Raw genomic sequence first — 13,539 nt, 5'->3', positions numbered from 1 at the left:
TAACCCCGCCTGAGATTAAACGAGGGGAACTGGAATTATGGCGCACGCAGCCCACGATACGGCTCACGACGCGCATCACGACCATAAGCCCGGGTTCGTGAAGCGGTGGTTGTTCTCGACCAACCACAAGGACATCGGCACGCTCTACCTCATCTTCTCCGTGATCGCCGGCCTCATCGGCGGCGCCATCTCGGTGATCATGCGCATGGAACTGCAGGAGCCGGGCATCCAGATCCTGAACCACCTGTCGGCCGACATCGGCCAGCAATGGAACGTGCTGATCACCGCCCACGGCCTGATCATGGTGTTCTTCGTGGTCATGCCCGCCGTCATCGGCGGCTTCGGCAACTGGTTCGTGCCGCTGATGATCGGCGCGCCGGACATGGCCTTCCCGCGCCTGAACAACATCAGCTTCTGGCTGCTGGTCCCGGCCTTCCTGCTGCTGGTCTCGTCCTCGCTGATCGGGCCCGGCGCCGGCACCGGCTGGACCATCTACCCGCCGCTGTCCTCCACCGTGGGACACAGCGGCCCCTCGGTCGATATGGGGATCTTCGCCCTGCACTTGGCGGGCGCATCCTCCATCCTGGGTGCCGCCAACTTCATCACCACCATCTTCAACATGCGGGCGCCGGGCATGACCCTGCACAAGATGCCGCTGTTCGTTTGGTCGATGTTGGTGACCGCCTTCCTGCTGCTGCTGGCCGTGCCCGTGCTGGGCGGCGCCATCACCATGCTGCTGGCCGACCGCAACTTCGGCACCCACTTCTTCGACCCGGCCGGCGGCGGCGACCCGCTGCTGTTCCAGCACCTGTTCTGGTTCTTCGGCCATCCCGAAGTGTACATCATGATCCTGCCGGCCTTCGGCATCATCAGCCAGATCATCTCCACCTTCTCGCGCAAGCCGGTGTTCGGTTACCTGGGCATGGCCTACGCCATGGTCGCCATCGGCGTGGTCGGCTTCATCGTCTGGGCGCACCACATGTTCACCGTGGGCCTGGATGTCGATACCCGCGCCTACTTCACCGCGGCGACCATGATCATCGCCGTGCCCACGGGCGTTAAGATCTTCTCCTGGATCGCCACCATGTGGGGCGGCTCCATCGAGTTCAAGCCGCCCATGGTCTGGGCCATCGGCTTCATCTTCCTGTTCACCGTGGGCGGCGTCACCGGCGTGGTGCTGGCCAACGGCGGCCTGGACGTGATGCTGCACGACACCTACTACGTCATCGCGCACTTCCATTACGTGCTGAGCCTGGGTGCCGTGTTCGCCATCTTCGCCGGCTACTACTACTGGATCGGCAAGATGTCGGGCCGGGAGCATCCGGAATGGGCGGGCCACCTGCACTTCTGGACCACCTTCATCGGCGTGAACCTGATCTTCTTCCCCCAGCACTTCCTGGGCCTGCAGGGCATGCCGCGCCGCATCCCGGACTATCCGGACGCGTTCCACATGTGGAACCAGATCTCGTCCATCGGGGCCTACATTTCCTTCGGCTCCACCTTGTTCTTCGTCGTGATGGCCCTTTATACCCTGATGTTCGGCCGGCGCGTCGGCGCCGACTACTGGAATACCGGTGAGACGACGCTGGAGTGGACGCTGTCCAGCCCGCCGCCGTTCCACCAGTTCGAGGTTCTGCCCCGCATCAAGTAAGGTGCTGAGGGTGGCACCGGGTGCATAGGCGACGACCGCGCGGGAGGGGTGGCTTCCCGCGCGGTTTTGCCTGATTAAAGACGCCATCGGTTCCCCGCATGGAGCCGACGACGTCGGATGAGATGCGAAGACAGATGACCGATACCGCCTTCGAAGGCCAGACCGCCCCCGTCCAGGCCGCCAGCCTGCCGGGGAGTGTGGCCGACTACATCGCCCTGCTGAAGCCCCGGGTCATGTCGCTCGTGGTGTTCAGCGGCTTGGCCGGCCTGGTGGTGGCGCCCGGCACCCTGCACCCGGTCCTGGCGGTGGTGGCCCTGCTGTGCATCGCCGTGGGTGCCGGCGCCGCCGGCGCCATCAATATGTGGTACGACCGCGACATCGACGCCGTCATGGAGCGCACCCGTGGCCGGCCCATCCCCCAGGGCAAGGTCAACCCGGATGAGGCGCTGGCCTTCGGCGTCGTGCTGTCCGTGGCGTCGGTCCTGCTGATGGGCCTGGCGGTCAACTGGGTGGCCGCCGCCATCCTGGGTGTGGCCAACGCCTTCTACGTCTTCATCTACACCATGTGGCTGAAGCGCCGCACGCCGCAGAACATCGTCATCGGCGGGGCGGCCGGCGCCTTCCCGCCCATGATCGGCTGGGCGGCGGTGACCGGCGACGTCAGCATTGGCCCGGTGCTGCTGTTCTGCCTCATCTTCTTCTGGACGCCGCCCCATTTCTGGGCGCTGGCCCTGTTCCGCAGTGGCGATTACAGCCGCGCCGGCGTGCCCATGCTGCCCGTGGTGGCGGGCGAGGCCGCCACCAAGCGCCAGATGCTGGTCTACACCCTGCTGCTGCTGCCCATCGCCATCGCCCCCCACTGGTTCGGCGTGGGCGGTATCGCCTACTTGGTGGGCGCCACGGTGCTCAGCCTGCTGTTCATCCTCTGCGCCGTGCGGGTCATGCTGGACAAGACCTATCGTGCCGCCAAGCAGATGTTCGCCTATTCCATCCTCTACCTTTTCCTGCTGCTCGCCATCCTGATCGGTGAGAAGCTTGTGGCCTGACGCCCTCGCCTGAGAGGGCCCCTCCGCATAGGAACCCTGACCGCATGGCCAACACCATCAATCCCACCGGTACTCCCGCTGGCACCTCCTCCGCGCCTGAGCCCGTCCTCGACGCGGCGGAGCGGGCGCGCCGCCAGCGTGGCAAGAACCTGGCGCTATTCTTCTCGCTGCTGGGTTTCGTGGCATTGATCTATATCGTGGCCATCGTGCGCATGGGGCTGCACGCGCAGGGTCAGTGACCCCTTTCCCAATAAGAATTCGGCGGGCGAACCCGCCATCGGCGCGCAAGGACGGCCCGCCCACCGGAAGGGCGTCGTCAAAGCCAGGGAGGCGACAGGTTGGCTGACACCCCAGGTCCCGATTCCCCCCAGAGTCTGATGGCCCAGACCCCGCCCGCGCGGCCCGACCTGGCCCGGCGCAACCGGCGCATGCTGGTGGGCGCGCTGACCATCGTGGCCGGCATGGTGGGGCTCAGCTTCGCCGCCGTGCCGCTCTACCGGGTGTTCTGCAAGGCCACCGGCTTCGGCGGCACGACGCAGGTGGCGGAAAGGGGTGCCGACCGTGTGGTGGACCGCACCGTCACCGTTCGTTTCGATGCCGAAGTGAACCGCGAATTGCCTTGGCAATTCCGCCCCCTTCAGAATGCCGTGCAGGTCAAGCTGGGGGAGGTGCGGGAGATCCGTTACCACGCCAAGAATCTGTCGGACAAGGCGCTGGTGGGCACCGCCACCTTCAACGTCACGCCCGACAAGGCCGGCATTTATTTCAACAAAATCCAGTGCTTCTGCTTCACCCGCCAGCGGCTGGAGCCGGGGCAGGAACTGGACATGCCCGTGACCTTCTTTGTCGATCCCGCGTTGGCCGACGACCCGCACATGAAGGACGTGGCCACCATCACCCTGTCCTACACCTTCTTCCTGGCGGCCGACCAGACGGCGGCGGCCGTGCAGGACCAGGCCGCCAAAGCGCGTCCGGGCGGCTGAAGCATAGCCGGGCAATGGCCTCAAAGCCGCACAACCTCTGGACGGGCGGGGCAGGAACGTTTACCAAGGGGGTGTCCAGTCTCCCCAATGCGGGGGATCAGGGAGGGCACGAATAAGGACCGGGGCGGCAATGTCCGCCGTTATCTGACGACCACCGCGTTGTTTTGATCCGAGGGAAACAAGAACATGGCTGATGTCCAGGCTAACTCCGCGCCCGGAAATTCTGAGGGCATAAAGCAGCCCTACCACCTGGTGGACCCCAGCCCTTGGCCCTTGGTCGCCTCCGTCGCGGCGGGCCTGCTGACCAGCGGCGCCGTGCTGGGCATGCATGGCCATGGCTGGATCCTGGCCATCGTCGGCTTCTTGGGCGTGCTCGGCGTCATGTTCGCCTGGTGGCGCGATGTCATCGGCGAATCGGTGGTGCGCAAGCTGCACTCCCCGGTGGTGAAGATCGGCCTGCGCTACGGCATGACGCTGTTCATCGCGTCCGAGGTGATGTTCTTCGTCGCCTTCTTCTGGGCCTTCTTCGACACCAGCATCTACTTCAACGAGGCGCAGCAGATCGGCCGCGTCGCCGCCAATGGCGGCGTCTGGCCGCCCAAGGGGATCGAGCCGGTCAACCCCTTCGACATGCCCATCCTGATGACCGTCATCCTGCTGCTGTCGGGCACCACGGTCACCTGGGCCCACCATGCGCTGGTTGAGGGCCGCAACAAGGAGGCGGCCAGGGCCCTGGGCTTTACCATCCTGCTGGGCCTGCTGTTCACCTGCTTCCAGGCTTACGAGTATATGCACGCCGAATTCGGCTTCGCCCAGAACGCCTACACCTCGGCCTTTTTCATGGCGACCGGTTTCCACGGCTTCCATGTCATCGTCGGAACGATCTTCCTGATCGTCTGTTTCTTCCGCACTCGCGCCGGCCATTTCACGCCCAAGAGCCACTTCGGTTTCGAGGCGGCGGCCTGGTACTGGCACTTCGTGGACGTGGTCTGGCTGTTCCTGTTCGTCAGCATTTACTGGTGGGGTTCCACGCCGCGCGGCGTGATCCCGCACTGACGCCGGGACCGCCGTTCCGTTCCTGACGGAAATGAACCTTGGAACCTGATGCCTCCACCGTCGCCCCGATCCTGGCGGGCTTGCGCTGCAAGTGTCCCCGCTGCGGTCGGGGCGATTTGTTCGTGGGCTTCCTCACCGTGGCGGAGCGTTGCCCCGTCTGCGGCCTGGAACTGGCCCGGGGCGACAGCGGCGATGGCCCGGCCGTCTTCCTGATCTTCATCCTGGGTTTCGTCATCGTACCCGTCGCGCTGATGGTGTCCATGCGGGTGGACTGGCCCCTATGGCTGACCGCCCTGGTGTGGGGCGTGGTCATCCTGGGCGGCACGCTGGGCCTGCTGCGCCCGGCCAAGGGCGTGGTGTTCGCCCTGCAGTACCGCTACCGCCGGGCCGAGTTCGGCGAGGATGACGCGATCCCTGGGAACAACGCCCCCGAAGCGGGCGATCCCGACAGCGATAGGAATTCCGGCGCATGACTTCTTCTTCCACCGTTTCCGCCCCGGGCCCCGTGTCGAAGGGGCGCCGGCGTTTCCGGCCCACCTTCTGGGGCGGCTTGGTGGCTGGCGGCGCCATCCTGTTCATGGCGGGCCTAGGCACTTGGCAGGTGCAGCGCCTGTTCTGGAAGCAGGGCATCCTGGACCACATCCAGCAGCAGATGGCGGCCGCCCCCACCGAACTGCCGGCCAAGATCGATGACCCCAAGGCCTGGGATTACCGCCGGGTGACCCTCACCGGCCATTTCCTGAACGATCATGAGCTGTACCTGGGCGCCCGCTCCCTAAAGGGTGCCCCCGGCTATGACGTCGTCACGCCCTTCGTGCGGGCGGATGGCGGCGGCGTGGTGCTGGTCGACCGCGGCTGGGTTCCCACCCAGGGCAAGGACCCGGCGCGCCGGCCGGAAGGCCAGCTGGAAGGCGAGGTGACGGTGGACGGGGTGGCCCGCGTGCCGCCGCCGCGCGGCTGGATGCAGCCGGACAACCTGGTGAACGACAATTTCTGGCTGTGGTACGACCTGCCCGCCATGGCGGCCAAGGCGGGGACCGAGGTGCCGGAGCCTGTGGTGGTGGAGGCCGGCGCCACCCCCAACCCCGGTGGCTTCCCCGTGGGCGGCCAGACCCGCGTCACCGTCCCCAACGACCATCTGCAGTACGCCCTCACCTGGTACTGCCTGGCCGTGGCCCTGGCGGTCATCGCCTACCTGCGCTTCAGCCGGGTGGAGACGGATTGAAACGGCGCAGTTGCGGTATCCGTCAGGTCCGGGGAAAACCGGAAGGGCGGTGATCCGCCCCCGACCGTGCTCCGCCGGCGCTTCAGCAGCGAATCAACCGGCCGCCAGCCGGGCCGCCTTTTCCGCCCGCGTTTCCAGCCCGCCGGTGCCGGCGGCCGGCGGTACCGCGGCGTGGCTGGGGCGCAGCATCAGCTGGCTGACCCGGAAGCCGCTGCCATGGGGGAAGCGGCGTTCCAGGCGGGCCCGGGCGCCCTCATCATCGCCGGCCCACAGCAGGAAGCGGCGGCGCTGCCAGGGCACGGCGGCGGGCGGGGCGCTGTCGGCGACGGTGCCGCCCACCTCCACCGTGGCGATCCAGGCGGCGTCGGCGGGGTTGCGGCGCTCCTCCAGCACGAAGATGCGGTTTTCCGGGCGGGCGATGCGCTTGATGTCCTGCTCCAGCCGCGCGCATTCGTCCTGCAATGTCTCCATGGTCAGCTGGATGTGGCGGCGTTGCTGCTTCAGGCTGTAGGTGGCGCGCGCCAGGCGGCGGATGCGCTGGCTTTGTTCCCGCCGACGGGTCAAGGCTTGGCGACGGCGGGTCTTGGCCTCGCTGACGCGGGTCCAGGCGCGTTCCCCGGTCAGGCCCGCGGTGACCACCACGGCCAGCAGGGTCAGCATCAGGGCGATCATGCCGTGCTCTCCTTCTGCGCGGCCGCGTCGGCCTTGCCGCTGTTGGCCAGCTGGATGCTCAGCAGCACATAGCCCAGAGGGGCGGGAAAATAGCGCTGCAGGTCGCGGCGGGCGTCGGCCAGGTTCTCCGACCACACCTCGATCATCTGCGGGCCGGCCCATTCCGGGTCCAGCGCCACGGCGGTCTTGGTGTCGCCTTGGGCCTGCTGTACCAGGCGGTTGACCATCCAGGCGACGAAGCGGTTCAGGCCGGCGTCCTCACGCCCCACCACGCGCACCGGGGCCTGGGCGCTGCGGCGCGCGTCTTCCAGGTCCTTGTCCAGGGCGTAGCGGCGGCGGCGCACTTCGCCCAAGGCGCCCTGCAGGGTTGTCAACTCGGCGCGCAGCTCCGCCTCGCGCCCCTCCAGCCGATTCTCGATCTGGGCACCCAGGGGCAGGCGGCTGAGGGCATGGCGGAAGTCCGGCTGGCGCTCCACCGCCGCCTCGCCCAACTTGCCCAGAACCAGGATGATCAGGCCCGCCACCACCGCCAGGGTGCCGGCCAGCATGATCGCGTGCATCAGCCCCATGGTGCCGCGGAACGCCCCATCTCGAAGACCCCACGGCGTTCCGGAACGATGCCTCGTCCGGTCCATCCTGGCGGGGAATGTTGCTATTGAACGGCGGAGCCAAGCCCCGACCGTCGATTCTATTGCAGCGCAACCGGAGGCGGTTTCCAAGTGTCATTTCAGGGAAAATCAGATGTCCTGGAACGCCTCGCCGGGGCCTTGACACGCCGCTGGTCTTCCCATGCGAATCACCCATGTTTCCATGGCGGGCTGGCGGGCTTGCGGGACCTTGGCGCCACTGGCTACTGTAGGGGTTCGCGTTGAGCCAAGGGATGGATGCCTAGGGTGGATTATATCAGCACGCGGGGCCGGGCGCCGGCCTTGGGCTTTGAGGATGCGCTACTGGCGGGCTTGGCCCGTGACGGCGGCCTGTATGTGCCGGCGGCCTGGCCGGCCTTCGACGCCAGCGCCTTGCGCGCCCTGCGCGGCCTCAGCTATGGCGAGCTGGCCACCCGCGTGATGGCCCCCTTCATGGGCGGCGCCATTTCCCAGGATGAGCTGCGCGCCCTGGTGCATGACGCCTATGGCAGCTTCGCCCACGCCGCCGTCACCCCCCTGACCCAGCTGGGGCAGGAGGATTGGGTGCTGGAACTGTTCCACGGCCCCACCCTGGCCTTCAAGGACGTGGCGCTGCAGCTGCTGGGCCGCCTGTTCGACCATGTGCTGGCCAAGCGCGGCCGTCGTATCACCGTGGTGGGCGCCACCTCGGGCGATACCGGTTCGGCCGCCATCGAGGCCTGCCGGGATCGTGAGCTGGTGGACATCGTCATCCTGCACCCCAGGGGCCGCACGTCCGAAGTGCAGCGCCGGCAGATGACCACCGTGCTGTCGCCCAACGTGCACAACGTGGCGTTGGAAGGGACCTTCGACGACTGCCAGGCCATCGTGAAGGCCCTGTTCAATGACCAGGCCTACCGCGATGAGCTGAACATCTCCGCCGTCAACTCCATCAACTGGGCCCGCATCCTGGCCCAGGTGGTGTACTACGTGGCGGCGGGTGTGGCCCTGGGCGCGCCGGACCGGCCGGTGGCCTTCTCCGTTCCCACCGGCAACTTCGGTAACGTCTATGCCGCCTACGGCGCCCGGGCCCTCGGCCTGCCTATCCAGCGCCTGGTGGTGGGCACCAACAGCAACGACATCCTGACCCGCTTCTTCCAGTCCGGCACCATGGCCACCAACGGCGTGGTCCCCACCATCAGCCCCAGCATGGACATCCAGGTGTCCAGCAACTTCGAACGCCTGCTGTTCGACCTGCTGGGCCGCGACGGTACCGCCGTGACGGGCGTGATGGACGGCTTCGCCGCCAGCGGCCGCTTCACGGTGGATGAGCGTCAGCTGGCCGAGGCGCGGGGCCTGTTCGACGGCTTCCGCGCCGATGAGCGTGAGACGGCGGAAACCATGCGCCGGGTGTTCGAGACCACGGGTTACCTCTTGGACCCGCACACGGCCGTGGGCGTGCATGCCGCCGCCCAGGCCCGCGCCGCCGGCACCGTGCCGGCCGAGGTGCCGCTGGTGTCGCTGGCCTGCGCCCATCCGGCCAAGTTCCCGGACGCGGTCAAGGCCGCCACCGGCGTGCATCCGCCATTGCCCCGCCATCTGGCCGACCTTTATGAACGGGAGGAGCGGGTGTCCGTGCTGCCCAACGACGTCGAGGCCGTGAAAGCCTTCGTGCGCTCCAAATCCCGCGTCACGGGAGCCGCCCGATGAGCGACGGGGGCGGAATCCAGGTCACTACGCTGGACAACGGCCTGCGCGTCGTCACCGACAGCATGGCCGGGGTGGAGACGGTGTCGCTGGGCGTCTGGGTCGGTGTCGGCACCCGGGACGAGGCGCCCGAGGTCAACGGCGTCGCCCACCTGGTGGAGCACATGCTGTTCAAGGGCACGCCCAAGCGCGACGCCTATCAGATCAGCCAGCAGATCGAGGACGTGGGGGGGCACCTGAACGCGTATACCACGCGGGAGCACACGGCCTATTACGGCAAGGTGCTGAAGGAGGACGCGGGCCTGGCCCTGGACATCGTAGCGGACATGGTGCAGCACGCCAGTCTGGACGCCGACGAGTTGGTCAAGGAGCGTACGGTCGTCCTGCAGGAGATCGGCCAGGCCGAGGATACGCCCGACGACATCATCTTCGACCATTTCCAGGCGACGGCCTTCCCCGGCCAAGCGCTGGGCCGCCCCGTGCTGGGCCTGCCGGAGATCGTGGAGAGGCTCAGCCGCGACGACCTGACCGCCTACGTCCAGGGGCACTATTCCGGCCCGGCCATGGTGGTGGCGGCGTCCGGCCGCATCGAGCACGCCCGCATGGTGGACATGGCGGCCGAGATGTTCGGTGCCCTGCCGGAGCATCGGGACTGGACGCACGAAAAGGCCAGCTATCACTGCGGCGATTTCCGTGACGAGCGCGACCTGGAACAGACCCACGTCGTGCTGGGATTCGAGGCGGTGGGCGTCCACCACGAGGACAACTACGCGACGCAGGTGCTGTCCACCCTGCTGGGCGGCGGCATGTCGTCCCGCCTGTTCCAGGAGGTGCGGGAGAAGCGGGGGCTGGTCTACAGCATCTACAGCTTCGCCAGCCATTTCGCCGAGACGGGCCTGTTCGGCATCTATGCCGGCACGGGGCCGGAACAGGTGGCGGAGCTGGTGCCCGTGGTCTGTGGCGAGGTCGCCAACCTGGTGGGCAGCATCCGCGAGGATGAGGTGGCGCGCGCCCGCGCCCAGCTGAAGTCCAGCCTGGTCATGGCCTTGGAAAGCAGCATGGCGCGGTGCGAGCAGGTGGGGCAGCAGATGCTGATCCACGGTCGCCCCGTCCCGGTGGCGGAGATGCTGGCCCGGGTGAACGCGGTGGACGTGGACGCCGTGGAACGGTGCGCCCGCCGGCTGTTGGAGAGCGTGCCGGTGGTGACGGCCCTGGGGCCGCTGGCCGGTTTGGAATCGTATGACCGCATCAGGGCCCGGCTGGGCCACTGAAGCCGGTAACGATGGGGCGATGGGGGTAGGGAGGGGCTTGAGGCGGTGATACGGCTGTTACATGCCGATATCCTGAGCACACCGGCCATCCGCCTGGACGGGCCGCAGGTCTACCTGCGCCCGGCCCAGGTCAAGGATTGGCGGGAATGGGCCGACCTGCGCGAACGCAGCCGGGACTTCCTGGCCCCGTGGGAACCCACCTGGCCGGCCGACGCCCTGCTGCGCTCTTCCTTTCTGCGCCGGGTGCGCCGGCATACGGCGGAATGGCGCAATGACGAGGCCTACAGCTTTTTGATCTTCGAGCGCTCCAGCGACCGGCTGGTGGGCGGCATCGGCCTGTCCAATGTGCGCCGGGGCGTGGCCCAGATGGCCACCATGGGCTATTGGGTGGGCAAGCCCTACGCCCGGCGCGGCTATACCAGCGAGGCGGCCAAGGCCAGCCTGGGCTTCGCCTTTGGCCAGCTGGGCCTGCATCGGGTGGAGGCCGCCTGCCTGCCCACCAACCAGCCCAGCCAGGGCCTGCTGGAAAAAGTGGGCTTCGTGCGCGAGGGCTATGCCCGGGGCTATCTGCGCATCGACGGCCGCTGGGCCGACCATGTGCTGTACGGCATCCTGCGCGACGACTGGCGCGGTTAGCGCGTTCCAGTTAGAGCGCCCCCAGCGCCTTCAGGATCTCATGGTGGCGGTCGGCGCCCATGCCTGCCCGCTGTTCCCGCGCCAGCGGCGACATGTCGTCGTTGGTGAGGCGCAGCATGGGCCGCTCGCTGGCGGTGCCGAACTGGATCAGCACAGGCTGTCCCAGTGGTGTGCCGTAGAGGCTGATGACGTTGGCCAGCGTGCCGGGCAGCGGCGGTTCCGTGCTGCCGTCCGCCTCGTATAAATCCAGATAGCGCAGGAAGGTCGAACGCCCGACCTCCGCCCACACGCCCCAGCCGAAGAAGTCCGCCTGGTGGGTGAAGGGGATGGGCAGGACGCAGCGGATGAAGAAGCGCCCGTCGTAGGCGCAGACGTCCTCGGTGAAATCGGCGGCGCTCTCGCGATCGCCCTCGGGAATGGCCCAGACCACGTCGGGCAGCTTCCAGGCCCACTGGGTGGGCAGGCCCTCATGGGTTTGACCGCAAACACTGCAGATGAACGCCTCGCTCATGCCCGTTTCCCTCGCCGCCCGTTTCCCTCGCGGTTGTGTCCCCAGGATATGGCAACGGCCCGGGTGGATGCCACCCGGGCCGTTGTCACTTATGAGCCTGAGCCCGTCTTACCAGCTGAGGCGGAAGCCGGCGGTGAAGACGTGGTCGGTCTCATGCCGGCGGAGCGTGCCGTCATAGTTGGCGTAGAGGTTCAGGTTGTTGCCTTCCTGCAGGGTCAGGCCGCCACCGATGCCCAGCGCGTTGGCGCCGGTGTCGGGGCCGGTCACGGCGAAGGTGGTGCCGGCCAGCGCGGCCTGGCTGGTCAGGGCCCGGTCGCGGAAGTCGTGCAGCCAGGCCGCCCGCAGGGCCGGCGTGATCACCGTGCCGCCGTCCGTCTTCCAGCTGGCCGAGGCGCGGCCGCCCACGCTGCTCTGCAGCGCCGTGGCGTCCAGGTCCTGCAGCACCAGGTTCAAGGCGCCGGCCCCCGTCTCGGTGAAGCCGTCGCGGCCCACCTTCAGCCACTGGATGCCGGCCTGCGGCTCCAGCGTCAGGTTGGACACCCGCACCCGGTAGCCGGCCGTGACACCGGCGCTCAATTCGTCACCGGTGGTGTGGCCGAAGGCCGTGCGGCTGAGGCCGCCGAAGCCCATGGTCCGCGCCGTGTCGTACTGGTCGTAGGTGTAGCCGGCGTTGCCGGTGACGAACAGGCCGTCGCCCAGATCCACGTTGCCGTAGGCCGACAGGCCGTAGCTGCTGGTCTCGTTGGACCCGCCCGAGGTGCTCTGCAGCAGCACGCCGGCCAGACCCACGGTCACGCCCGGCGCCACCGTGCGGTCGCCGCCGAACAGGCCGCCGCCGGTGTTGCTGTGCCCGCCCGCGGCGTTGCCGTCGCTGTCCACGCGGGTGAACGCCCCCAGGCCCTGCGCCCAGAAGTGCCAGCCCTCCTCCGGCGCCGAACCGGCGGCCGCACCACGCTCGTCCTCGACCAGCGGGGCGTCGCCGCTGGAAGCCATGCTGGTGTAGAGCGTGCGGCCCACCAACTGGGCCTGCATCGTGCCCTGCATGCCGCCCGCCACGCCGTCGCGCACCGCCGCCAGGCGCTGGCCCAGCACCTGAGTGGCCGCCAAGCCGCGGTTCAGGCTGTAGGCCACGATGTTGGCCTGGCTGCTGCCCCCGATCTGCGCCAGGGCGTCCAAGGACGCGCCCACCGTGGGCAGGCCGTACAGGGCCTTCAGCACGGCGGTGAGGTCGGCGTTGCTGGTGCTGCTCAGGCCCGCCACCACACGGCCCATGGTCTGCTGGTTGGCGCTGGCCCCCATGCTGGCCAAGTTGCCGTAGGTGGGGGTGACGTACAGGTCGATGGCGTTGCTGGTGTACAGCGCCGTGAACTGCGTGCCCGCCAGAAGCCCGCTGCCGGGCTGGGTGATGCCGGCGAAGGTGCCCGACACGCCGCCCGCCGCCTGCACGATGGTGAAGTCCGTGCCCAGGCCCGGGGTGTAGGTGTTGCTGGCGCTGCCCGTCATGCCGCGCAGGTTGGGCTGCAGCACCGCGCCGGAGCCGATGACGTAGCTGCCGCCCGTCACCAGGACGCGCGAGTAGTTGCCGGCCCCCTTGCCCGTGCCCGTGCCATCGATGTCGATGGACAGCACCGACTGCGCGCCTTGCGTCAGCCCATCGGTGAAGGTCAGCGTGCCGGGCGAGTTGCCGGGGCGCAGCACGCCGGCGACGGTGGCCGCCCCGGTGATGACGCCGGACCCGCGCAGGGTACCGTCGCTGCCCACGGTGACGGGGCCGGTGGCGGTGCCGTTCAGGGCCACCAGGCCGCCGTTGACCGCCAGGGGCGCCTGCACCGTGCCGCCCAGGTTCAGGCTGCCGCCCTGGACCTGCACCGCCGTGGTGCCGGCGATGGTGGACCCGGTGCTTTGCGTCAGGGTGCCGCCGCTGATGGTGCCTAGGGTGGCGCTGCCGCCGCCCAGGGCGATAGTGCCGCCCGAGACGGTGCCCAGGCTGGCCGAGCCATTGCTCTGGGTCAGGGTGCCGCCGCTGATGGTGCCCAGGGCGGCGCTGCCGCCGGCCAGCGCGATGGTGCCGCCCGAGATGGTGCCCAGGCTGGCCGAACCGCTGGTCTGGGTCAGGGTGCCGCCGGCGATGGTGCCTAGGGTGGCGCTGCCGCCGCCCAGGGCGATAGTGCCGCCC

14 protein-coding genes are annotated in these 13,539 nt (G+C 68.4%); 10 read left to right on the top strand and 4 right to left on the bottom strand.

Features of this window, described 5'->3' with window-relative positions:
* The first annotated feature begins 37 nt into the window (after positions 1–37).
* From ctaD to FBZ89_RS10705, 7 genes are all read left to right on the top strand, one after another.
* A complete protein-coding gene (gene ctaD, locus FBZ89_RS10735) occupies positions 38–1,651 on the top strand; it encodes a cytochrome c oxidase subunit I (protein ID WP_145749972.1) in 1,614 nt (537 codons plus the stop codon).
* A 134-nt stretch (positions 1,652–1,785) separates the two neighbouring features.
* The gene (gene cyoE, locus FBZ89_RS10730; protein ID WP_145749971.1) at positions 1,786–2,697 is read left to right on the top strand and encodes a heme o synthase; all 912 of its coding nucleotides are present in this window, start codon (positions 1,786–1,788) and stop codon (positions 2,695–2,697) included.
* A 44-nt stretch (positions 2,698–2,741) separates the two neighbouring features.
* Complete coding sequence (locus tag FBZ89_RS10725; protein ID WP_211115187.1) at positions 2,742–2,936, top strand: hypothetical protein; 195 nt, start codon at positions 2,742–2,744, stop codon at positions 2,934–2,936.
* Positions 2,937–3,074: 138 nt separating this feature from the next.
* The gene (locus FBZ89_RS10720) at positions 3,075–3,680 is read left to right on the top strand and encodes a cytochrome c oxidase assembly protein (protein ID WP_145749970.1); all 606 of its coding nucleotides are present in this window, start codon (positions 3,075–3,077) and stop codon (positions 3,678–3,680) included.
* Positions 3,681–3,866: 186 nt separating this feature from the next.
* A complete protein-coding gene (locus tag FBZ89_RS10715) occupies positions 3,867–4,736 on the top strand; it encodes a cytochrome c oxidase subunit 3 (protein ID WP_040845183.1) in 870 nt (289 codons plus the stop codon).
* A gap of 38 nt (positions 4,737–4,774) precedes the next feature.
* On the top strand, positions 4,775–5,209 hold the full coding sequence (locus FBZ89_RS10710; protein ID WP_342780605.1) for a DUF983 domain-containing protein: 435 nt from the start codon (positions 4,775–4,777) through the stop codon (positions 5,207–5,209).
* Positions 5,206–5,961: an SURF1 family protein gene (locus FBZ89_RS10705; protein WP_145749969.1), complete on the top strand. Its 756-nt coding sequence runs from the start codon at positions 5,206–5,208 to the stop codon at positions 5,959–5,961. Before FBZ89_RS10710 ends, FBZ89_RS10705 begins: the two co-directional genes overlap by 4 nt.
* Before the next feature lie 93 nt (positions 5,962–6,054).
* Here the strand turns inward: FBZ89_RS10705 and FBZ89_RS10700 are convergent, their stop codons facing one another.
* Both FBZ89_RS10700 and FBZ89_RS10695 read right to left on the bottom strand, forming a co-directional pair.
* Positions 6,055–6,633 carry a hypothetical protein gene (locus tag FBZ89_RS10700; RefSeq protein ID WP_145749968.1) on the bottom strand — a complete coding sequence of 193 codons (579 nt, stop codon included), beginning with the start codon at positions 6,631–6,633 and terminating at the stop codon, positions 6,055–6,057.
* Complete coding sequence (locus FBZ89_RS10695; protein ID WP_145749967.1) at positions 6,630–7,193, bottom strand: hypothetical protein; 564 nt, start codon at positions 7,191–7,193, stop codon at positions 6,630–6,632. Before FBZ89_RS10695 ends, FBZ89_RS10700 begins: the two co-directional genes overlap by 4 nt.
* A gap of 333 nt (positions 7,194–7,526) precedes the next feature.
* Between FBZ89_RS10695 and thrC the strand changes: the two genes are divergently transcribed.
* From thrC to FBZ89_RS10680, 3 genes are read left to right on the top strand one after another with little or no spacing between them, the layout of a single operon-like run.
* Positions 7,527–8,948, top strand: a complete 1,422-nt coding sequence (thrC, locus tag FBZ89_RS10690; protein ID WP_145749966.1) for a threonine synthase — start codon at positions 7,527–7,529, stop codon at positions 8,946–8,948.
* Positions 8,945–10,216, top strand: coding sequence for a M16 family metallopeptidase (locus FBZ89_RS10685; protein WP_145749965.1), 1,272 nt, complete (start codon positions 8,945–8,947; stop codon positions 10,214–10,216). The genes thrC and FBZ89_RS10685 overlap by 4 nt, the downstream gene beginning before the upstream one ends.
* Before the next feature lie 45 nt (positions 10,217–10,261).
* Positions 10,262–10,852, top strand: a complete 591-nt coding sequence (locus FBZ89_RS10680) for a GNAT family N-acetyltransferase (protein ID WP_004272455.1) — start codon at positions 10,262–10,264, stop codon at positions 10,850–10,852.
* A 10-nt stretch (positions 10,853–10,862) separates the two neighbouring features.
* Here FBZ89_RS10680 and FBZ89_RS10675 read toward each other — a convergent pair whose 3' ends face one another.
* Both FBZ89_RS10675 and FBZ89_RS10670 read right to left on the bottom strand, forming a co-directional pair.
* Positions 10,863–11,363, bottom strand: coding sequence for a DUF2199 domain-containing protein (locus tag FBZ89_RS10675; RefSeq protein WP_145749964.1), 501 nt, complete (start codon positions 11,361–11,363; stop codon positions 10,863–10,865).
* A 108-nt stretch (positions 11,364–11,471) separates the two neighbouring features.
* Positions 11,472–13,539, bottom strand: a 2,068-nt coding sequence (locus FBZ89_RS10670; RefSeq protein WP_186457295.1) for an autotransporter outer membrane beta-barrel domain-containing protein, incomplete at its 5' end; no start/stop codon positions are given.

It is taken from the genome of Nitrospirillum amazonense (assembly GCF_007828045.1).
GTDB lineage: Bacteria > Pseudomonadota > Alphaproteobacteria > Azospirillales > Azospirillaceae > Nitrospirillum > Nitrospirillum amazonense_C.
The sequence above is the reverse complement of the archived record's forward strand: the minus strand, read 5'-3'. Positions and strand labels throughout refer to the sequence as shown.

Excerpts from the sequence above, each read along its gene's own strand:
- FBZ89_RS10720 (WP_145749970.1), top strand. The coding sequence starts at position 3,075 with ATGGCCCAGACCCCGCCCGCGCGGCCCGACCTGGCCCGGCGCAACCGG.
- FBZ89_RS10705 (WP_145749969.1), top strand. The coding sequence starts at position 5,206 with ATGACTTCTTCTTCCACCGTTTCCGCCCCGGGCCCCGTGTCGAAGGGG.
- FBZ89_RS10715 (WP_040845183.1), top strand. The coding sequence starts at position 3,867 with ATGGCTGATGTCCAGGCTAACTCCGCGCCCGGAAATTCTGAGGGCATA.
- FBZ89_RS10685 (WP_145749965.1), top strand. The coding sequence starts at position 8,945 with ATGAGCGACGGGGGCGGAATCCAGGTCACTACGCTGGACAACGGCCTG.
- FBZ89_RS10725 (WP_211115187.1), top strand. The coding sequence starts at position 2,742 with ATGGCCAACACCATCAATCCCACCGGTACTCCCGCTGGCACCTCCTCC.
- FBZ89_RS10695 (WP_145749967.1), bottom strand. The coding sequence starts at position 7,193 with ATGCACGCGATCATGCTGGCCGGCACCCTGGCGGTGGTGGCGGGCCTG.
- cyoE (WP_145749971.1), top strand. The coding sequence starts at position 1,786 with ATGACCGATACCGCCTTCGAAGGCCAGACCGCCCCCGTCCAGGCCGCC.
- ctaD (WP_145749972.1), top strand. The coding sequence starts at position 38 with ATGGCGCACGCAGCCCACGATACGGCTCACGACGCGCATCACGACCAT.
- FBZ89_RS10675 (WP_145749964.1), bottom strand. The coding sequence starts at position 11,363 with ATGAGCGAGGCGTTCATCTGCAGTGTTTGCGGTCAAACCCATGAGGGC.
- FBZ89_RS10700 (WP_145749968.1), bottom strand. The coding sequence starts at position 6,633 with ATGATCGCCCTGATGCTGACCCTGCTGGCCGTGGTGGTCACCGCGGGC.